Here is an 18,208-nt window from a genome sequence, read left to right as displayed (position 1 = left end):
GCGTTCAGAACGCGTTATATCGGAAACATTAGGCACCGGGTGAAGGCGACGTCAACAAAGCTCTCGCGACTGTCCCCCGCTAACGCTAATGTAGGCCCGCCGCCGGCATCACAAGACCGGCAAATATGCACCCGATTTGTTGACTAAAAGCCCGCGCCTGCTATGTGTCGCGCACCCTTTTCAAGGGCTCTCCCAAGCCCCAAACCCCCCACCATGGAGGAACCATGACGTCGCGTGAACAACATGACCGGATGGCCAATGCGATCCGTTTTCTCTCCATGGACGCCGTCGAGAAGGCGAATTCCGGTCATCCCGGCCTGCCCATGGGTTGCGCCGATATCGCCACGGTGCTGTTCACGCGCTTCCTGAAATATGACCCCAAGGCCCCGCGCTGGGCCGACCGCGACCGTTTCATCCTGTCGGCCGGCCATGGTTCGATGCTGCTCTATTCGCTGCTCCATCTGACCGGCTACGAGGACATGACCCTCGACCAGATCAAGCATTTCCGCCAGCTGGGCTCGAAGACGGCTGGCCATCCCGAATACGGCCATGCCACCGGCATCGAGACGACCACTGGCCCGCTCGGCCAGGGCCTCGCCAATTCGGTCGGCTTCGCGCTCGGCGAGCGCATCATGAATGCCGCCTTCGGCAATGACCTCGTCGACCACTACACCTACGTGCTGGCCGGCGACGGCTGCCTGATGGAAGGCGTTTCCCAGGAAGCCATCGCGCTGGCCGGCCACCTCAAGCTCAACAAGCTGATCGTCTTCTGGGACAACAACAACATCTCGATCGACGGCCCGGTCTCGCTCGCCGACAACACCGACCAGGTCGCCCGCTTCCAGGCCTCCGGCTGGAACGCCAGCCACATCGACGGCACCGAACCTGAAGCCATCGCCTATGCCATCGAAGCCGCCCGCCATTCCGACAAGCCGACGATGATCGCCTGCAAGACGACCATCGGCTTCGGCGCGCCGACCAAGGCCGGCACCAACAAGGCGCACGGCTCGCCGCTTGGCGCCGACGAGATCGCCGGCGCACGCAAGTTCTTCAACTGGGACTCGCCGCCCTTCGAAATCCCGGCCGACATCCTCGACGCCTGGCGCACCGCCGGCAAGGCTGGCGTCAAGGCACGCACCGATTGGGAAGGTCGCCTCGCCAAGGCCGACGCCAAGCTGAAGGCGGAGTTCGAGCGTCGCACCAACGGCAAGCTGCCGTCCAATTTCGACGCCGTCATTGCCGACTACAAGAAGAAGCTCTCGGCCGACAAGCCGAAGGTCGCCACCCGCAAGTCTTCGGAAATGGCGCTCGAAATCATCAACGGCGCCGTGCCCGAGACCATCGGTGGCTCCGCCGACCTCACCGGCTCCAACAACACCAAGACCAGCCAGACCAAGAACATCACGCCGGACGATTACGGCCAGCGCTATGTCCACTACGGCATCCGTGAGCACGGCATGGCCGCCGCGATCAACGGCCTGACGCTGCATGGCGGCCTCATCGCCTATGGCGGTACCTTCCTGTGTTTCTCCGACTATGCCCGCCCCTCGATGCGGCTTGCCTCGCTGATGGGCATCCGCTCGATCTTCGTCATGACCCATGATTCCATCGGTCTGGGCGAAGACGGCCCGACCCACCAGCCGGTCGAGCATATGGCGGCGCTGCGCGCCATCCCGAACCACAATGTCTTCCGTCCGGCCGACGCGGTGGAAACCGCCGAATGCTGGCAGATCGCCCTTGAATCGGAGAAGACCCCGTCGACCTTGGCGCTGACCCGCCAGAACCTGCCGACGGTGCGCACCGAGCACTCGGACAAGAACCTGAGCAGCCAGGGCGCCTACGAACTGGCCGCGGCCAGCGGCGAGGCGGCGGTGACGATCTTCGCCACAGGTTCCGAAGTCGAGATCGCGCTTGGCGCCCGCGACTTGCTGGAGAAGCACGGCCACCCGACCCGCGTCGTGTCGGTGCCTTGCTTCGAACTGTTCGACAAGCAGAGCGATGGCTATCGGAAGAAGACGATCGGAAACGCGCCGATCAAGATGGCGATCGAAGCCGGCATCCGCCAGGGCTGGGATCATCTCATCGGCTCCGACGGCATCTTCATCGGCATGACCGGCTTCGGCGCCTCGGGCACCATCGAGCAGCTCTATCCACATTTCGGCATCACCGCCGAGGCGGCTGCCAAGGCGGCGGAAGCCCGCCTGCACGGCAAATAACCGATTGAAGTGCCCAGGCCCACGAAACTGCATCCGCATTTTCGTGACCTGGCCCGACCTAATCGATTTAAATCCATGCCTTGGACGGCTGGATTCTTCGGCCGTCCGCCGCTATGAAGCTGCGGACCAAATTACCTTCCAACTCCCAGGGAGAGAAACATGACCGTCAGAGTTGCCATCAACGGATTCGGCCGCATCGGCCGCAACATCCTGCGCGCCATCCATGAGTCCGGCCGCAAGGACATCGACGTCGTCGCCGTCAACGATCTCGGCCCGGTCGAAACCAACGCGCACCTGCTGCGCTACGACAGCGTGCACGGCCGCTTCCCGCACGAGGTGAGCGTCGATGGCGACCAGATCACCGTCGGCAAGGAAAAATTCAAGGTCACCGCGATCAAGGATCCGACGCAGCTGCCCTGGAAGGAACTCGGTGTCGACATCGCCCTCGAATGTACCGGCATCTTCACCGCCCGTGACAAGGCCGCCGCGCACCTCACCGCCGGCGCCAAGCGCGTGCTGGTGTCCGCACCCGCCGACGGCGCTGACCTCACCGTCGTCTACGGCATCAACCACGACAAGCTGACCAAGGACCACATCGTCATCTCGAACGCGTCCTGCACCACCAACTGCCTGGCGCCGCTGGCCGCCGTGCTGCACGAGACGGTCGGCATCGAAAAGGGCATGATGACGACGATCCATTCCTACACCGGCGACCAGCCGACGCTGGACACCATGCACAAGGACCTCTACCGCGCCCGCGCCGCCGCGCTGTCGCAGATCCCGACATCGACCGGTGCCGCCAAGGCGATCGGCCTCGTGCTGCCCGACCTCAAGGGCAAGCTCGACGGCATCTCGATCCGCGTGCCGACCCCGAACGTCTCGGTCGTCGACTTCAAGTTCATCGCCAAGCGCGCCACCACGGTGCAGGAAATCAACGAAGCGGTGATTGCCGCCTCCAACGGCAAGCTCAAGGGCATTCTCGGCGTGACCCATCACCCGAATGTCTCGATCGACTTCAACCACGATCCGCGTTCCTCGATCATGGCACTCGACCAGACCAAGGTGATGGACGGCAACTTCGTTTCGGTGCTGTCCTGGTACGACAATGAATGGGGTTTTTCCAACCGCATGGGCGACACCGCGGTCGCCTTCGGCAAGACCATCGCCTGATCGCAGGCCCGTCTTCGCAAGTCCTGAAACGCCCGGCTTCGCCCGGGCGTTTTTCATTTGCCGGAGCCGCAACGGTCAGCCGCCCGAAAATCAGCGGCTTCGGCCAAAAAACCACCCTCCCGCCTTGCACTGGCCATGCCTTCGCCCCACTCTCCGTTGAATCGGGAAAGCACTACAGCGCCGCGCGTCCTCGGACGCGCAAAGGACGCTGTAACACTTTGACTTGGCGCATGATCCTTTCCGAAATCGATCCCGATTTCGGGGTCATGCGTCAGGAATTCGAGGGGCAAATCACGGATGGAGCATGCGATCTATCTCGTCACGCTGGTCGGCACAGCGCTTGTCGTCGCCGCCGCGTTTTCGAGCCTGATCGCCTTCCGCTTCGGCGCCCCCCTCCTGCTTCTGTTTTTATGCATCGGGCTCGCGACCGGAACGGACGGCCTCGGCATCGAATTCGACAATGCCCGCGTCGCCTATTTTGCCGGCTCACTGGCGCTTGCCGTCATCCTGTTCGATTCCGGTTTCGGCACGCCGCTCAATGCCTTGCGGCAGGCGGCGGGGCCGGCGCTGTCGCTGGCGACCTTCGGCGTGCTGCTCACCACTGGCCTGTTCGGGGCCGCTGCCTACTATCTGCTCGACCTCAGCTGGCTGGAATCCTTCCTGCTCGGGGCTGCCGTCGCGTCCACCGATGCGGCTGCGGTGTTCTTCCTGCTGCGCGCCGGCGAGATCAATTTGCGCGAGCGCGTGCGCTCCACGCTCGAGGTGGAATCCGGCACCAACGATCCGATCGCCATCTTCCTCACCATCACGCTGGTCGAGATCATCGCCGCCCACGCCAATCCCGAAACCAACGTCCTGGTCACCAACCTGATGCTGGGCTTCCTCGTCAACATGGGCCTCGGCGCCGTTGTCGGCGTGCTCGGCGGCCTCGGCATCGTGCGCCTCGTCGACCGGCTTAATCTCGACCATGGCCTGCTGCCGATCTTCGTGCTGACGCTATCGCTGATGGTTTTCGCCGCCGCCGGCGCCATCGGCGGCTCGGGCTTCCTGGCGGTCTATCTTGCCGGGCTCATCGCCGGCAATTCCGACATCCGCGCCGTCACCATCCTCAAGCGCTTCCAGGATGGTATGTCGTGGCTGGCACAGATCATCATGTTCCTGATCCTCGGCCTGTTCGCGACGCCCTCGCAATTCCCCGCGATCATGCTGCCGGCGATAGCGCTTGGCCTGTTCCTGATGTTCATCGCCAGGCCGATCGCGGTCTGGCTCTGCCTGATCCCGTTCCGCTTGCCTCGCCCTGAGGTCGCCTTTGTCTCCTGGGTCGGCCTGCGCGGCGCGGTTTCAATCCTGCTGGCCATCACCCCGCTGCTTGGCGGGCTGGAGAACGGCCGCACCATCTTCAATGCCGCCTTCATCATCGTGCTTGTGTCGCTGGTCATCCAGGGCTGGACGGTTGGCCCGCTGGCACGTCGCCTTGGCCTCATCGTGCCGGCGCGCCTCGGCCCGCTGGACAAGGTCGAGCTGGAATTGCCGGGCTCCGCCCACCACGAGCTGCTCGCCTATCGCGTCGCACCCGGCAGCCCGGTGGCGCGCGGCGAGCGCATTCCGCGCTGGGCGCGGCCCTCGCTCGTGCTGCGCGACGGCCGCTCGATGCGCTTCCAGGACATGGGCCGGCTCGCCGCCGGCGACCAAGTCTACATCTTCGTGCCGGACCGCTATCCGCGCCTCCTCGACAAGCTGTTTGCCAGCCGCGCCGTCGTCGATCCGGAGGACGCCGATTTCTTCGGCGCCTTCGCCGTCGACCCGGCGCGCTCGGCCGCCGAACTGGAAGCCGCCTACGCGCCGGGCCTGACCGAAGCCGAGCAGAAGCAGACCGTCGGCGCGCTGGTCACCGCGCGGCTCGGCGGCCATGCCGAATATGCCGACCGTGTGCTGATCGGTCCGATCGAGCTGATCGTCAGGGATGTCGATGACAAGGGCAGGATCACCGGGCTGGGCCTCTCCTTCGAGCCCACCGCGCCGGTGGCGCGAGTGCCGGTCTTCCTCAGTGCCGGCGAGATCGTCGACCGCCTCGCTGCCTTCATCCGCGATTGGCGCAGACCGGTAGTAACGCAGGTGGCGGCAAAGACAGACGACGCCCCTGAGCCGCCGGTCGAAAAGGCAGCGACGGGAAGCTGACTGCGGCGCTCGTTTGCGTCTCCCTCATCTACGTCGGCGCTGTCTTCACGGACTGTGTGCCCGCCCGCCTCAAAATTTCGTCCCGAACCCAGCCCAAGCCTTGCATCGTAGCCGATGCGGGGTATGGTCCCGGCGATCTTTCGAGGAAAGGGATCGGCATGGCTGCCTTCAGGACACTGGACGACATCGGCAACATCAGCGGCAAGCGCGTGCTGGTGCGCGTCGACCTCAACGTTCCCGTCGCCGACGGCAAGGTCACCGACGCCACCCGCATCGAGCGCATCGCGCCGACCATCGCCGAGCTGTCCGGCAAGGGCGCCAAGGTCATCCTGCTCGCCCATTTCGGCCGCCCCAAGGATGGCCCCTCTCCCGAATTCTCGCTGGAGCCGATCGCGAAAGCGACGGCGCAGGTGCTCGGCCGTCCCGTCGGCTTTGCCTCGGACTGCGTCGGCGACACGGCGGGAAGCGCGGTCGCTGCAATGAACAAGGGCGACGTGCTGCTGCTCGAAAACACCCGCTTCTACAAGGCCGAGGAGAAGAACGATCCGGCCTTCACCGAACGGCTCGCCGCCAATGGCGACATCTTCGTCAACGACGCCTTTTCGGCGGCGCATCGCGCCCATTCATCGACGGAAGGGTTGGCGCACCTGTTGCCGGCCTTCGCCGGCCGCACCATGCAGGCCGAGCTCGAGGCGCTGGAGAAAGGCCTGGGCAATCCGGTCCGTCCTGTCGTCGCCATCGTCGGCGGCGCCAAGGTCTCGACCAAGATCGACCTGTTGATGAACCTGGTGAAGAAGGTCGACGCGCTGGTAATCGGTGGCGGCATGGCCAACACCTTCCTCGCCGCGCGCGGCACCAATGTCGGCAAGTCGCTGTGCGAGCATGATTTGGCCGCGACCGCCAAGCAGATCATGATCGAGGCGGCCGAGGCCGGCTGCGCCATCATCCTGCCGGTCGACGGCGTCGTCGCCAAGGAATTCAAGGCGGGCGCTGCCTGCGAAACCGTCGCCATCTCGGAGGTGCCGGCCGACGGCATGATCCTCGATGTCGGTGCAAAGACCGTGACGGCCGTCGGCGAATGGATCGACCGCGCCGCGACACTGGTCTGGAACGGCCCGCTCGGCGCCTTCGAAATCGCTCCCTTCGATCACGCCACGGTGGCCGCGGCCAAGCATGCCGCGGCGCGCACCAAGGCCGGCAAGCTGGTCTCCGTTGCCGGTGGCGGCGATACGGTGGCAGCGCTCAACCACGCCGGTGTCGCCGACGACTTCACCTATGTCTCGACCGCCGGCGGCGCGTTCCTGGAATGGATGGAAGGCAAGCCGCTGCCCGGCGTCGACGTGCTGAAACGGTAGGCATTCCAGGAAAAACGGGCAATCCGATCAACTCGGCGAGAGCCGGAGAGGCGCCCGGGACTTTCAATCGATTCGAGCTTTCCGATGCCATTCCTTTGGCGGTAGACTTCCGTTAAGCGCGGAAGAAACCCCTTCAGGAGGAAGCACGATGAGCGAACGTCTCGAAGACATTGCCGCCGCGATGGTGGCGGGCGGCAAGGGCCTGCTGGCCGCTGATGAAAGCTCGGGCACGATCAAGAAGCGCTTCGACGTCATCGGCGTCGAATCGACCGCCGATAGCCGTCGCGACTACCGCGAGATGATGTTCCGCGCCAAGGACGCGATGACCAAGTATATTTCCGGCGTCATCCTCTACGACGAGACCATCCGCCAGAAGGCCGCCGACGGCACGCCGCTGGTCGACATCATCAAGGCTTCAGGCGCCATTCCCGGCATCAAGGTCGATGCCGGCGCCAAGCCGCTGGCCGGCTTTCCCGGCGACACCGTCACCGAGGGCCTCGATGGCCTGCGCGAGCGCCTTGCCGACTATTACCAGCTCGGCGCGCGCTTTGCCAAATGGCGCGCGGTGATCGACATCGATACCGGCAAGGGCGTACCCTCGGCCAATTCGATCGCTGCGAACACCCATGCGCTCGCCCGCTATGCGGCGCTTTGCCAGGAAGCCGGCATCGTGCCGATCGTCGAGCCGGAAGTGCTGATGGACGGCGCCCACGATATCGACACCTGCTACGAGATATCGAAGGCGACGCTGATCAAGCTCTATGACGAGCTCCATGCAGCCCGCGTCGTGCTCGAAGGCACCATCCTGAAGCCCAACATGGTCCTGTCGGGCAAGAAGTCGGGCACGGTGGATAGCCCTGAGGAAGTCGCCGAGAAGACCATAAAACTGTTCCGCCAGACGGTGCCGGCGGCGGTGCCGGGCATCGCCTTCCTTTCCGGCGGCCAGGAGGACGAGGAGGCGACCGCAAACCTCAGCGCGATCAACGCCATCGGCCCGCATCCGTGGAAGCTGACCTTCTCCTACGGCCGCGCGCTGCAGGCCGCCCCGCAGAAGGCCTGGAGCGGCAAGGCATCGAACGTCGCCGCCGGCCAGGCCGCCTTCACCCACCGCGCCCACATGAACCACCTTGCGGCGCTGGGTAAATGGAAAGCGAGCCTCGAACAGGCCGCCTGACCACATCTTTTTCGTCTTCCTTCAAACCCGGGCCGCCGCGCCCGGGTTTCGTTTGTGGCATGCCGGGCTTGGGACGGCGCGTCTCCGTCCTTATCTCCTCTGCGGCGATGTCGGTTTTCGCTCGTCCCGAACGTCCTTGGGATGCAGACAGGGAGAGATACATGCATCGCAACAAGGTCGTTTCACGCGAAGACTGGTTCCAGGCGCACAAGGCGCATCTGGCTCGCGAGAAGGAACTGACGCGGCTCCGCGAGCGCGTCGCGGCCGAGCGGCGCGAGCTGCCGTGGCTGAAGATCAGGAAGGACTATGTCTTCGAGACCGGGCAAGGGCCGAAGAAACTGGCCGACCTGTTTGGCGCCAACAGCCAGCTGATCGTCTACCACTTCATGTTCGGGCCGGGCTGCTCCCATCATTGCGAGGGCTGCTCCTTCCTTGCCGATCATATCGACGGCGCCAATCAGCACCTCAAGCACCACGACGTGTCTCTGGTCGTGATCTCGCGCGCGCCGCTGGCCGAGCTTCTGCCTTACAAGCAGCGCATGGGCTGGAAGTTCGACTGGGTGTCGTCCTATGCGTCGGATTTCAACTTCGACATGCAGGTCTCCTTCACCGACAGGCAGATCGCCGCCGGCGAAACCACCTACAATTTCGAGACCCGTCCCCGCACCTCGAAGGAACTTCCCGGCACCAGTGTTTTCTACAAGGACGAGACCGGCGACATCTTCCTCACTTTCATGTCGCGGGCCCGCGGCGGCGAGGCGCAGATCGGCACCTATGACTATCTCGACATGACGCCGAAGGGCCGCAACGAGAACGGCCCCTATCACGGGCTGATGGACTGGGTGCGGCTGCATGACGAATATCAGGACAACCAGGCCGGCAAGTCCAACTGCTGCGGCTGAAGGCGTTCACCTCGACCCGAACATGCGCTAAGCCTGCCTGATCATTTCACGGTATCGCCATGCGCTTCCCGGCTCTTCTCACCTGGCTCGCCTACCCCGTCTATGTCTGGCAGGGCTTGGGCGTGCGCCGTCGCACCACCCGCATGCTGCCGGCGCAGGGACCGGTCATGCATGAAATATCAGGCGAAGCACCTGCGATCTCGCTGCTGGTGCTGGGCGACTCCTCCGCCGCCTCGGTCGGCATCGGCAATTCCGAGGACGGGCTTGCCGCGCAACTCGCCGTCATGATTTCGCAGCGCACCGGCCGCACGGTCCGCTGGCGCGCCGCCGGCTTCAATTCAGCGACATCAGGCCAGATCCGCGATCATGTCCTGCCCAATCTGTCGGCCGATCCGTGGACGCACATCGTGCTGGCCATCGGCACCAACGACACCAAGAACTTCCACTCGGTGCCGCGCTTCAAGAAGGAGTTCGGCGGCCTGCTTTACGGCCTGCGCGCCAAATGGCCGGAGGCGCGCGTGGTGTGGTCGCCGGTGCTGGAGTTCACGCGGGCACCGGCGATGCCGTCGCTGCTCGGCAAGATCCTGGAAGTCCGCGCTACAGCGATGAACCGCATGGGCGAGCGCCTGTGCCTCGAGCGCGGCGCGGTGCCCGCGCCTCGCCTGCCGATCACCGATCCCGAGGCCGGCTTTGCCTCTGATGGCTTCCACGCCTCGGAGGCCGGCTACCGGGCTTGGGCCGAGCATCTTGTCGGCCCAGTGATCGCCGGCTGAACGCCAACCGGGTAGGCTCCGTCTTGGCCGCCTTATGTCAAATGCCCGAGCACGGCGGCCAGCGAGATCGCGGCCATGGCGAGCAGCGCCAGCTTCCAGAAATCAGCCCGTCGCTTGAGCCCGGGCCAGCCGAGCGGCTTGATCAGCTGGACGACCATGAAGCCGATAATGACAAGGGCGAGGAATTTCGTCATGCCGCCTTTGACCAGCAACGTGGCTGGCTGTCAAAGCGGATCGTCCGGGCTCTCGGAAAGAATAGGCGCCGCGATTCCGAACCGGGACGCGGCGCCCGCCTTGAGCACGCAGCGGCTTATTTCAGCGGCTTCAGCCCAGCCTCAATCGAAGCGCGCCTTGCTTCGAGGAATGGCGGCAGGGCCAGGCCTTCGCCCAGCGTCTCCAGCGGCTCGTCGGCGGTGAAGCCCGGCCCGTCGGTGGCGATCTCGAACAGGATGCCGTTCGGCTCGCGAAAATAGAGCGAGCGGAAGTAATAGCGCTCGACCTCGCCGCTCGACGGCAGGCGGAATTCGGCCAGGCGCGCCGTCCACTGATGCAGCGTCTCCTGGTCCGGCGCCCTGAACGCGACGTGATGGACCGCACCGGCGCCTTGCCTTGCCGGCGCGACACCTGGCTGCACCAGGACATGCAGCTCCGCCGCCGGTCCGCCCTCGCCCATTTCAAAGACGTGAACCTGGCCCTCCGGCGACGCATGCTCCCGCGCCTTGCGCATGTTCATGACCCCCGTCACCACCGCCTCGGTGTTGGTGATGTCGGGGACACTGATGACGATCGGCCCGAGCCCGCGGATCTGGTGCTCGGCCGGCACCGGACTTTGCGCCCAGGGATGGCTATCGCCCTTGCCGCCATCGCTGACCAGCCGCAGGCGCTGGCCCTCGGGGTCTTCGAAATCCAGGCTGGCATAGCCGCCAATCTCGGCGATTTCTCCTGTCGCGATCGTCTCGTCGGTCAGGCGCTGTTTCCACCAGGCAAGGCTTTCCCGGCTGCCGACCCTGAGGCTGGTCCGCACGATGCTGTGCGTCCCGCGCCGCTCGCTCCCGACCGGCCAGTCGAAGAAGGTGAGGTCGGTGCCCGGCGTAGCCTCGCCGTCGGCGTAAAAAAGGTGGTAGGCCGAGGTGTCGTCCTGGTTCACCGTCTTCTTGACCAGCCGCAACCCCAGCACCTTCGTGTAGAAGTGAAGATTGCCGGGCGCGTTGGCCGTGATGGCGGTGAGATGGTGGATCCCTGTCAGTTGCAGGCTCATGGGGTGTCTCCCTGTTTTGGGGGGAATTTTCTCCTTCCATATCGGAACGGCAGCCATGACGCTGAAGGCCTTGCACTCCGACAGTCCGTCGCCGCTGATTGAACAACGGCAGATTGATTTGCTCCCACTCAGTGAACAATCCGCTGTCCGTAAGCTGGTCGGAGGCCGTGGTCCAAGGACCGCTCTCCGACGAGCCGCGCCCGTGCGCGCTATTGTCGTGCGCCCTGCCATCCTCCTGACAGACTGCTGTCAGGAGGGGTATGCGATACTGCCTCCAGTCAGAGAGAGGAGAATAGCCATGAACGGGTTTACCATTCTTCGCGGCGTGCAGCACTATGTCGGCAAGGTGCGGACCATGCGCAACGAAATCCGCACCCAGCGCTTCATGAATTCGCTGCCGGCGGACATCCGCAAGGATATCGGCTGGCCGGACATGTATGCCGATCGTCGCCATCGCGGCAATTGAGACAAGATTTTCGAGACAGCACGTTGGACATGGGCGCGTCAACGCCCAGATATATCGCGACATGCATGAAAACAAAGTCCGGCGCTAAAGGGATGGAGCGAGCTTATGCCCGATCGGAAGACAATCGGCTTTCTGTTCATCGAAGGCTTCGCCGACTGGGAATATGGCTTGCTGGCGGCCTCGGCGGTGGAATGGTTCGGCGCCCGCGCCGTCTCGCTGACGCCTGAAGGCAAGCCGGTGACCGGAATTAGCGGTTTTCGGCTTACGCCTGACCGCTCGGCGGGCGTCGATGAGAATGCCGACCTCGATGCCGTCGCCGTGATCGGTTCCGATCAATGGGCGGGCAAGGCACCGCCGGACGTCGCAGGACTGCTTACGGCCGTCGCGTCCCGCGACGGTGTCGTTGGCGGCATCTGCGCTGGGACGCTTGCGCTGGCCCGGGCCGGCCTGTTCGAGAAGGCCAGGCATACCAGCAATGGCCGTGACTGGATCAACCGCCACGAAGCCGGTTATGCCGGCGACATCAACTACCAGGACGTCCCGCATGCCGTGGCCGACGGCAGGATCGTGTCCGCGCCGGGTTCGGCGCCCGGCACCTTCGCCCTTGCCTTTTTGCAGACGCTCTACCCCGAAAAAGGCGGCGATCTCGCGCAGATGCGGAGGCTGTTCGCCAGGGAGTATGCTGAAGCCTCCTGACAGTATGCTGTCAGGAGCTGCGTGCAATGGTGGGATAATGCGTATGGCCGGCCGAAAGGACGATCGATGAAAAGCTGGAACGACAGGCTGAACACGCCGGGCATCAATGGTGTGAAACCAACGCCGCGCACGATGGGAGACGTCGTCGAAGGCCAGCCGATGCTGGTGCCGACGGCGCGGCAGGTCGACGATTTCATCCGTTCCATTCCCCAAGGCGTCGAGATGGACGTGCGCGCGTTGCGCACCGCGCTTGCCGTCGAACATGGCGCCGAAGTGACATGCCCGGTCACCATAGGCTATCATCTGCGCACCGTTGCCGAAGCCGCCAGGGAGGACCTCGAACGCGGCATGACGCTGAGCGACATCGCCCCATTCTGGCGCGTGCTCGATGCGAAGACGCCGACAACGAAAAAACTGTCCTTTGGCGCGGAGTTCGTTGCCGCGCAGCGCAAGCGCGAAGGGCTGAAACCTTAATGCATGTCATTTGGAAGTGGATCCGGTCCAGGAGCCACTGCATGCATGGAGCAATTCCGGTGTGGAACGGTTTTCCGTCCGGAATTGCATCAAGACAAAGAGTTGGAGCAGGTCGCCGTTTCCATGAAACGGTGAACCGCTCTAGGAAAAACACTGGGGAAGCAAACGATGCGCCGCGCCGACAGGCTCTTTCAGATCGTGCAGCATCTGCGTGGTGGCCGTCTGGTCACCGCCCAGAAGCTCGGCACGTGGCTCGAGGTTTCCGAGCGAACGATTTATCGCGACATAGCCGACCTGCAGTCGACCGGGGTGCCGATCGACGGCGAGGCTGGCGTTGGCTACATGATGAGGGAGGGTTTCGACCTTCCGCCGCTGATGTTCACGCGTGACGAGATCGTGGCGCTGGTTGCCGGCGCGCGCATGGTGCGCGCCTTCGGCGGCGCCGCCATGGCACGTGCCGCCGACGAGGCGCTGGTCAAGATCGGCGCCGTGCTTCCCGATGCCGAGAAGGACCGCATTGCCCGCACCGAGATCCACACGCCGATGTGGGTGGTCAGCGACGCCGCCCGCGAGGCGATCGACCTGATTGAGCGCGCGGTGGAAAAGCGCCAGGTGCTGACCATCGACTATTCGGACGAGGCAGGGCGCGGCACCGCGCGCGATATCCGGCCGCTCGGCCTGTGGTTCTGGGGCAAGGTGTGGACGCTGGTCGCCTGGTGCGAGATGCGCGACGATTTCCGCGCGTTCCGCATCGACCGCATCGCCTCGGTGGTCATCGCCGGCCGCATCTTCAAGCCGGAGCGCGGCAAGCAGCTCGCCGACTTCTACCGCGCGGTGGAACGCAGCGAGGACTACGGCATGGCGCCGGACCGCGCCGCGCGAAACTGACAAAAAAGCCCGCTCGAAGCGGGCTTTTTGTCGTCATGTTGCGGGCGCTCATTCCTCGTCGCCGGAATCCTCATCCTTCGACTTCAGTGCCGAGAGCTTGGCGAACACGGCGTTGGCATCGAGTTCGGCGTCCTCGTCCTTCGGCTTCTCCGGAGCCGGCACCAGCCGCTCGGTCAGGGCTGCCGGCAGCAGCGTGTCGCCGACCGGCTGCGCCTGTTCGCGGCCACGCGAAGCGCGGTTGACTTCCATGTCGAGGTCGATCTGCGAGGCCAGGCCCAGCGTCACCGGGTCCATCGGCTGCAGGTTGGCGGAGTTCCAGTGCTTGCGTTCGCGGATCTGCTCGATCGTCGACTTGGTGGTGCCGACGAGGCGCGAAATCTGCGCGTCCTTGAGTTCGGGGTGGTTGCGCACCAGCCATAGGATGGCATTCGGCCGATCCTGGCGCTTCGACAGCGGCGTATAGCGCGGCCCTTTGCGCTTGGATTCGGGCACGCGAACCTTGGGGTCCGAAAGCTTCAGCCGATGGTTGGCATCCTTCTCGGCGCGCGCGATCTCGTCGCGGGTCAGCTGGCCGGTCATGATCGGGTCCATGCCCTTGATGCCTTGCGCCGATTCGCCATCGGCGATTGCCTTGACCTCGAGCGGATGCAGCCCACAGAACTGCGCGATCTGCTCGAAGGAGAGCGCGGTGTTGTCGACCAGCCAGACGGCGGTCGCCTTGGGCATCAGCAGCGTATTGGCCATTTTTAAAAATCCTTCTCGTTCGCCCGCGTTCCCGCGCGGGCGGTGGTTTAGAGCCACCAAAATGGGAAATTCGCGGCCTGTATAACCGTTCCCTGCCTGTTTCGCAACGTTTTTGGATACACTCGCCGGAAACCGCGAACTGGAGGCTAACGGAACGGCTCGGCGCCCTTGAGCAGCGCCACCGGCTGGCGCTGCTGGCGCGTTTCGGTCTTGGCGCCACCACGCCGTCACGCGGCAACCGCCTGCCAAAGTGTCATGCCGAAAACTGAGGTCAAGCCTGCCGCCGCCGATATCGCAAAACGGCTGGCCGGCCGCTTTCTCGGCCCCAAAAGACAAAACCCGCCGGACGGTGTCCAGCGGGTTCGGAACCGGAGACGGGTAACGTCTCGACGGCTCTACTTCCAGGCGTAGGCCCGGCCCTGTGGCCGGGTCACGCTTTGAAGTCAGATCGCCTGACGGGCGATCCGTTCGATGTCGCCACGGTTGATGCCGAGGTCGCTGAGCTGACGCGCGTTGAGGCGGTTCAGTTCACGCACGGTCTCATTGTACATACGCCAGTTACGGAAAGCGCGGATCGGGTTCATGGTAGTCCTCCAAATGGGGTGTTCGTTTCGATGATGCTCAAATAGTCATCATCAAGGGCGACTTGAATGGCTGATTTTGCATAGCAATGATGCAAATGCTGCATTGCACCATTAAGGTTCTGTTCATCTTGTAGGCAAGCGCGTGCCGCGCTGACTCAGGACGCAGAGATACCGTCAGGCCGGCATCACCGAATGTCGATACGCCCTAGTGCATGTCCCCCAAAAACGACCCCGGTTTTGGGAGAACGACATGCATAAAAACAAAGACCTAGCCAACGTCGAGCACGATCTTGCCGATATGCTCGCCCTCTTCCATCCGTTCGTGCGCGCGCCAGGCTTCGCTGAGCGGGAAGATCATGTCCATGACGGGCGCTACCTTGCGTGTGCCAAGCAGGGGCCACACCTGCGCTTCGAGCGCCGCCGCGATCGCCGCCTTGAATTCGACGGTACGCGGCCTCAGCGTCGAGCCCGTATGGGTCAGCCGCTTGACCATGATTTTCGAAAAATCGGCGCTGGCGACGGCGCCAGCCTGCACGGCGATCTGGACGATGCGGCCTTCGACGGCCGCGGCCTCGTAGTTTCGCTGAACATAATCGCCGCCGACCATGTCGAGGATGACATTGGCGCCCTTGCCATCCGTCGCCTCCTTGACCGCCGTGACGAAATCCTCCTCGCGATAGTTGATCGCCCGGTCGGCACCGAGCTTCAGGCAGGCGTCGCACTTCTCCTTGCTGCCGGCGGTGGTGACGACATAGGCGCCGAAGGCTGAGGCAAGCTGGATCGCCGTGGTGCCGATGCCGGACGAGCCGCCATGCACCAGCAGTGTCTCGCCCTTCTTCAGGCCGCCGCGTTCGAACACATTGTGCCAGACGGTGAAGTAATTCTCCGGCACCGCCGCCGCTTCGGTGTGGGTGAAGCCGGCCGGCAGCGGCAGCACACTGCCGGCATGGACCTTGACATATTCCGCGTAGCCGCCGCCCGGCGTCAGCGCGCAGACCCGGTCGCCGATGCGCCAGCGCGATATCTCGTCGCCAAGGGCGGCGACTTCACCCGACGCCTCCAGGCCCGGCAGGTCCGATGCGCCGGGCGGCGGCGGATAGGCGCCCTTGCGCTGCTGCACGTCGGGCCGGTTGACGCCGGCGGCATGCACCTTGATCAGGATCTCGCCGGGACCGGGCTGCGGCACGTCGCGCATTTCCGGCTTCAGCACCCGTGGGCCGCCCGGCTCCGAAATCGCGATCGCCGTCATCCTTGCCGGAATTTTCTGTCCGCTCGCCATGAAGTTTCCCGTCTTTCCTCGCCGCATTCTTACCGGCTGTTTGCATCGACACCCCCGCCCTATGTATGCTCATTGCCAAATCAGGCAAATGGCCAATCTGGTGTGGCGGAGGAGGAGCAACTATGGCGATCTTCGACGACGAACCCAAGAAGAAGGCGCGCCCGCACGAGATCGGGCAGGATCTGGCGCTGCTGTCCGTCGGTGAACTGTCGGAACGGATCGGCATCCTGCGCGACGAGATCGGCAGGCTGGAGGCGGAGCTCAAAACCAAGGACAGCACCAAGTCGGCGGCCGAGGCACTGTTCCGCCGCGGATAATCCGTCAGCGGCACGGGCCGCCGCTGAAAAGCCCGAATGCGACTGTCTTCAGACCCTGTCACCCGTTCCAGTGTCCAGCCGGATCAAAAAATGCTTGCATCCTACAGACCGATCCTTTCCCTGCTTCGCGGCACCGCCTTCCTGCTGGCGGCATCGGGGCTGCACGGGCTGCTGCTGCCGCTGCGCGGCCAGGTGGAGGGCTTCTCGACCGCATCGCTCGGCTTGATGGGCACGGCCTGGGCAGGCGGCTTCGTCACCGGCTGCTTTTTCGCGCCGCGCATCGTGCGCCGTGCCGGACATGTGCGCGCCTTCGGCGCCTTTGCCGCCTCCGGTGCCATCGTGGCGCTGCTCACCGGTCTCATCATCGACGAATATGTCTGGATCCTGCTGCGCGCCTTCACCGGCTTCACCATGGCCGGCGCCTTCATGGTCATCGAGAGCTGGCTGAACGAGAAAGCCACCAACGAGAACCGCGGCACCGTCTTCGGCCTCTACATGATGGTCACGTATGCCTCGATCATGGGCGGACAGATGATCGTCGCCGGCGGCGACGTGAAGTCGGCGTCGCTGTTCATGATCACCGGCATCCTGTTCTGCCTGTCGCTGATCCCGACCGCGGTTTCGACGGCGTCGCACCCCAAGCCGCTGCAGGACGTCAAGCTCGACGTCAGGGGGCTCTACGCCAACTCGCCGGTCTCCGCGATCGCCTGTCTATTGATCGGCATCGCCAATGGCGCCTGGGGCACGCTCGGTGCCGTCTATGGCGCCCGCATCGGCATCTCCACGGCGGAGATCGCCTTGATGATGAGCCTCGTGGTCGTTGCCGGCGCCGCCATGCAGCTTCCCGCCGGACGCCTGTCCGACAAGACCGACCGCCGTTTCGTGCTGGCGGGTGCCGCCTTCGGCGCGGCGCTCGTCGCGCTCATGATCTTCCTGTTCGAACCGCGCTCCGGTGTCTTCGTCATCGTCTTCACAGCAGCCTACGGCGCCTTCGCCTATACGCTCTATTCGATCGCCGTCGCGCACGCCAACGACCACGCCCGGTCGGAGGATTTCGTCAAGGTATCGGGCGGGCTGCTGCTGCTCTACGGCTTCGGCACCATGATCGGGCCGTTGCTGGCAGCGGCCCTGATGGGCTGGATGCGTCCCGAGGGCCTGTTCCTGGCAACCGCCTTCGCGCATCTCTGCCTGGGCGGCTACACGCTGCTGCGCATCAGCCGCCGCGCCCCGGTGCCGATCGAAGGCCGTGACGCCTTCAAGACCCAGCCGGCCGACCGCTCCGTGACGCCGGAAGCACTGCGTCTTGACCCAAGAAGAAAAGCAGAAGCAAGCAGTTGAGATTCGAAAGACTTTGCCCCACAAATAAGGCATGATGTTTTCCGACGCCTTCATGGCGATCGCCGACCCCAATCGGCGCCACCTTCTGGAAGAACTTCGACGCGGCCCGAAGACCGTCAACGAGTTGGCAGCCGGGCTGCCGGTTTCACGCCCGGCCGTCTCACAGCATCTGAAAGTTTTGCTCGACGCCGGTCTGGTCCATGCCAAGGCCGAAGGCACGCGGCGTGTCTATACGGTAAGCAACGCCGGCTTCCTGAGGCTCAACATTTGGCTCGATCAATTTTGGGAAGCTTGATTTTTGATGTGCTGGATGGCTTCTCATCTGTCTCAGCCGGTCGGCCATCCGCCGCCGCGCCGGATCGGCAAGCGCCTGGAACGTCAGGTCGAGCTGGGCGG

The 18,208-nt window shown here is 64.3% G+C and carries 19 protein-coding genes; 14 read left to right on the top strand and 5 right to left on the bottom strand.

Features of this window, described 5'->3' with window-relative positions:
* Positions 1–224 precede the first annotated feature (224 nt).
* The 7 genes from tkt to MESOP_RS06985 all read left to right on the top strand — a co-directional run bounded on the left by tkt (position 225) and on the right by MESOP_RS06985 (position 9,768).
* Complete coding sequence (tkt, locus tag MESOP_RS07015; protein WP_013892633.1) at positions 225–2,216, top strand: transketolase; 1,992 nt, start codon at positions 225–227, stop codon at positions 2,214–2,216.
* Between the two features lie 159 nt (positions 2,217–2,375).
* Positions 2,376–3,386, top strand: a complete 1,011-nt coding sequence (gene gap, locus MESOP_RS07010; protein ID WP_013892632.1) for a type I glyceraldehyde-3-phosphate dehydrogenase — start codon at positions 2,376–2,378, stop codon at positions 3,384–3,386.
* 297 nt (positions 3,387–3,683) lie between these two features.
* Positions 3,684–5,564: a potassium/proton antiporter gene (locus tag MESOP_RS07005; protein ID WP_013892631.1), complete on the top strand. Its 1,881-nt coding sequence runs from the start codon at positions 3,684–3,686 to the stop codon at positions 5,562–5,564.
* Between the two features lie 158 nt (positions 5,565–5,722).
* Positions 5,723–6,919, top strand: a complete 1,197-nt coding sequence (locus MESOP_RS07000; protein ID WP_013892630.1) for a phosphoglycerate kinase — start codon at positions 5,723–5,725, stop codon at positions 6,917–6,919.
* Positions 6,920–7,067: 148 nt separating this feature from the next.
* Entirely contained in the window at positions 7,068–8,093 is a 1,026-nt protein-coding gene (locus MESOP_RS06995) for a class I fructose-bisphosphate aldolase (protein WP_013892629.1), read from the top strand.
* 161 nt (positions 8,094–8,254) lie between these two features.
* Positions 8,255–8,995 (top strand): DUF899 domain-containing protein, encoded by a 741-nt coding sequence (locus MESOP_RS06990; RefSeq protein ID WP_013892628.1) that lies wholly within the window; start codon positions 8,255–8,257, stop codon positions 8,993–8,995.
* Positions 8,996–9,054: 59 nt separating this feature from the next.
* Positions 9,055–9,768, top strand: coding sequence for an SGNH/GDSL hydrolase family protein (locus MESOP_RS06985; protein WP_013892627.1), 714 nt, complete (start codon positions 9,055–9,057; stop codon positions 9,766–9,768).
* A 32-nt stretch (positions 9,769–9,800) separates the two neighbouring features.
* Here MESOP_RS06985 and MESOP_RS06980 read toward each other — a convergent pair whose 3' ends face one another.
* Both MESOP_RS06980 and MESOP_RS06975 read right to left on the bottom strand, forming a co-directional pair.
* The gene (locus MESOP_RS06980) at positions 9,801–9,962 is read right to left on the bottom strand and encodes a hypothetical protein (protein WP_013892626.1); all 162 of its coding nucleotides are present in this window, start codon (positions 9,960–9,962) and stop codon (positions 9,801–9,803) included.
* A 116-nt stretch (positions 9,963–10,078) separates the two neighbouring features.
* A complete protein-coding gene (locus MESOP_RS06975) occupies positions 10,079–11,026 on the bottom strand; it encodes a ring-cleaving dioxygenase (RefSeq protein WP_013892625.1) in 948 nt (315 codons plus the stop codon).
* Positions 11,027–11,324: 298 nt separating this feature from the next.
* Between MESOP_RS06975 and MESOP_RS33420 the strand changes: the two genes are divergently transcribed.
* The 4 genes from MESOP_RS33420 to MESOP_RS06960 all read left to right on the top strand — a co-directional run bounded on the left by MESOP_RS33420 (position 11,325) and on the right by MESOP_RS06960 (position 13,550).
* A complete protein-coding gene (locus tag MESOP_RS33420) occupies positions 11,325–11,492 on the top strand; it encodes a hypothetical protein (protein WP_013892624.1) in 168 nt (55 codons plus the stop codon).
* Positions 11,493–11,597: 105 nt separating this feature from the next.
* On the top strand, positions 11,598–12,188 hold the full coding sequence (locus MESOP_RS06970) for a DJ-1/PfpI family protein (RefSeq protein WP_013892623.1): 591 nt from the start codon (positions 11,598–11,600) through the stop codon (positions 12,186–12,188).
* 66 nt (positions 12,189–12,254) lie between these two features.
* Complete coding sequence (locus MESOP_RS06965) at positions 12,255–12,662, top strand: hypothetical protein (protein ID WP_013892622.1); 408 nt, start codon at positions 12,255–12,257, stop codon at positions 12,660–12,662.
* Positions 12,663–12,830: 168 nt separating this feature from the next.
* Positions 12,831–13,550: a helix-turn-helix transcriptional regulator gene (locus MESOP_RS06960; RefSeq protein WP_013892621.1), complete on the top strand. Its 720-nt coding sequence runs from the start codon at positions 12,831–12,833 to the stop codon at positions 13,548–13,550.
* 48 nt (positions 13,551–13,598) lie between these two features.
* Here MESOP_RS06960 and MESOP_RS06955 read toward each other — a convergent pair whose 3' ends face one another.
* From MESOP_RS06955 to MESOP_RS06950, 3 genes are all read right to left on the bottom strand, one after another.
* Entirely contained in the window at positions 13,599–14,294 is a 696-nt protein-coding gene (locus tag MESOP_RS06955; RefSeq protein WP_013892620.1) for a DUF1013 domain-containing protein, read from the bottom strand.
* 443 nt (positions 14,295–14,737) lie between these two features.
* The gene (locus MESOP_RS33415; protein ID WP_013892619.1) at positions 14,738–14,878 is read right to left on the bottom strand and encodes a DUF1127 domain-containing protein; all 141 of its coding nucleotides are present in this window, start codon (positions 14,876–14,878) and stop codon (positions 14,738–14,740) included.
* A 268-nt stretch (positions 14,879–15,146) separates the two neighbouring features.
* Complete coding sequence (locus MESOP_RS06950) at positions 15,147–16,157, bottom strand: NAD(P)H-quinone oxidoreductase (protein ID WP_013892618.1); 1,011 nt, start codon at positions 16,155–16,157, stop codon at positions 15,147–15,149.
* Between the two features lie 122 nt (positions 16,158–16,279).
* Between MESOP_RS06950 and MESOP_RS06945 the strand changes: the two genes are divergently transcribed.
* The 3 genes from MESOP_RS06945 to MESOP_RS06935 all read left to right on the top strand — a co-directional run bounded on the left by MESOP_RS06945 (position 16,280) and on the right by MESOP_RS06935 (position 18,107).
* Positions 16,280–16,474 carry a DUF1192 domain-containing protein gene (locus MESOP_RS06945; protein ID WP_013892617.1) on the top strand — a complete coding sequence of 65 codons (195 nt, stop codon included), beginning with the start codon at positions 16,280–16,282 and terminating at the stop codon, positions 16,472–16,474.
* Between the two features lie 90 nt (positions 16,475–16,564).
* A complete protein-coding gene (locus MESOP_RS06940; RefSeq protein ID WP_013892616.1) occupies positions 16,565–17,812 on the top strand; it encodes an MFS transporter in 1,248 nt (415 codons plus the stop codon).
* A gap of 31 nt (positions 17,813–17,843) precedes the next feature.
* Entirely contained in the window at positions 17,844–18,107 is a 264-nt protein-coding gene (locus MESOP_RS06935; protein WP_023763711.1) for an ArsR/SmtB family transcription factor, read from the top strand.
* The last annotated feature ends 101 nt before the right edge of the window (positions 18,108–18,208 follow it).

The sequence above is a fragment of the Mesorhizobium opportunistum WSM2075 genome, from assembly GCF_000176035.2.
Taxonomy (GTDB): domain Bacteria; phylum Pseudomonadota; class Alphaproteobacteria; order Rhizobiales; family Rhizobiaceae; genus Mesorhizobium; species Mesorhizobium opportunistum.
This window is presented reverse-complemented; position numbering and strand designations above follow the sequence as displayed.

What these genes read in the sequence shown, in the direction of transcription:
- MESOP_RS06955 (WP_013892620.1), bottom strand. Translation starts at nt 14,294, where the DNA reads ATGGCCAATACGCTGCTGATGCCCAAGGCGACCGCCGTCTGGCTGGTC.
- MESOP_RS06990 (WP_013892628.1), top strand. Translation starts at nt 8,255, where the DNA reads ATGCATCGCAACAAGGTCGTTTCACGCGAAGACTGGTTCCAGGCGCAC.
- MESOP_RS06950 (WP_013892618.1), bottom strand. Translation starts at nt 16,157, where the DNA reads ATGGCGAGCGGACAGAAAATTCCGGCAAGGATGACGGCGATCGCGATT.
- MESOP_RS06940 (WP_013892616.1), top strand. Translation starts at nt 16,565, where the DNA reads ATGCTTGCATCCTACAGACCGATCCTTTCCCTGCTTCGCGGCACCGCC.
- MESOP_RS33415 (WP_013892619.1), bottom strand. Translation starts at nt 14,878, where the DNA reads ATGAACCCGATCCGCGCTTTCCGTAACTGGCGTATGTACAATGAGACC.
- gap (WP_013892632.1), top strand. Translation starts at nt 2,376, where the DNA reads ATGACCGTCAGAGTTGCCATCAACGGATTCGGCCGCATCGGCCGCAAC.
- MESOP_RS06960 (WP_013892621.1), top strand. Translation starts at nt 12,831, where the DNA reads ATGCGCCGCGCCGACAGGCTCTTTCAGATCGTGCAGCATCTGCGTGGT.
- MESOP_RS06980 (WP_013892626.1), bottom strand. Translation starts at nt 9,962, where the DNA reads ATGACGAAATTCCTCGCCCTTGTCATTATCGGCTTCATGGTCGTCCAG.
- MESOP_RS06970 (WP_013892623.1), top strand. Translation starts at nt 11,598, where the DNA reads ATGCCCGATCGGAAGACAATCGGCTTTCTGTTCATCGAAGGCTTCGCC.
- MESOP_RS06945 (WP_013892617.1), top strand. Translation starts at nt 16,280, where the DNA reads ATGGCGATCTTCGACGACGAACCCAAGAAGAAGGCGCGCCCGCACGAG.
- MESOP_RS06995 (WP_013892629.1), top strand. Translation starts at nt 7,068, where the DNA reads ATGAGCGAACGTCTCGAAGACATTGCCGCCGCGATGGTGGCGGGCGGC.
- MESOP_RS07000 (WP_013892630.1), top strand. Translation starts at nt 5,723, where the DNA reads ATGGCTGCCTTCAGGACACTGGACGACATCGGCAACATCAGCGGCAAG.
- tkt (WP_013892633.1), top strand. Translation starts at nt 225, where the DNA reads ATGACGTCGCGTGAACAACATGACCGGATGGCCAATGCGATCCGTTTT.
- MESOP_RS06935 (WP_023763711.1), top strand. Translation starts at nt 17,844, where the DNA reads ATGATGTTTTCCGACGCCTTCATGGCGATCGCCGACCCCAATCGGCGC.
- MESOP_RS06975 (WP_013892625.1), bottom strand. Translation starts at nt 11,026, where the DNA reads ATGAGCCTGCAACTGACAGGGATCCACCATCTCACCGCCATCACGGCC.
- MESOP_RS06985 (WP_013892627.1), top strand. Translation starts at nt 9,055, where the DNA reads ATGCGCTTCCCGGCTCTTCTCACCTGGCTCGCCTACCCCGTCTATGTC.
- MESOP_RS06965 (WP_013892622.1), top strand. Translation starts at nt 12,255, where the DNA reads ATGAAAAGCTGGAACGACAGGCTGAACACGCCGGGCATCAATGGTGTG.
- MESOP_RS07005 (WP_013892631.1), top strand. Translation starts at nt 3,684, where the DNA reads ATGGAGCATGCGATCTATCTCGTCACGCTGGTCGGCACAGCGCTTGTC.
- MESOP_RS33420 (WP_013892624.1), top strand. Translation starts at nt 11,325, where the DNA reads ATGAACGGGTTTACCATTCTTCGCGGCGTGCAGCACTATGTCGGCAAG.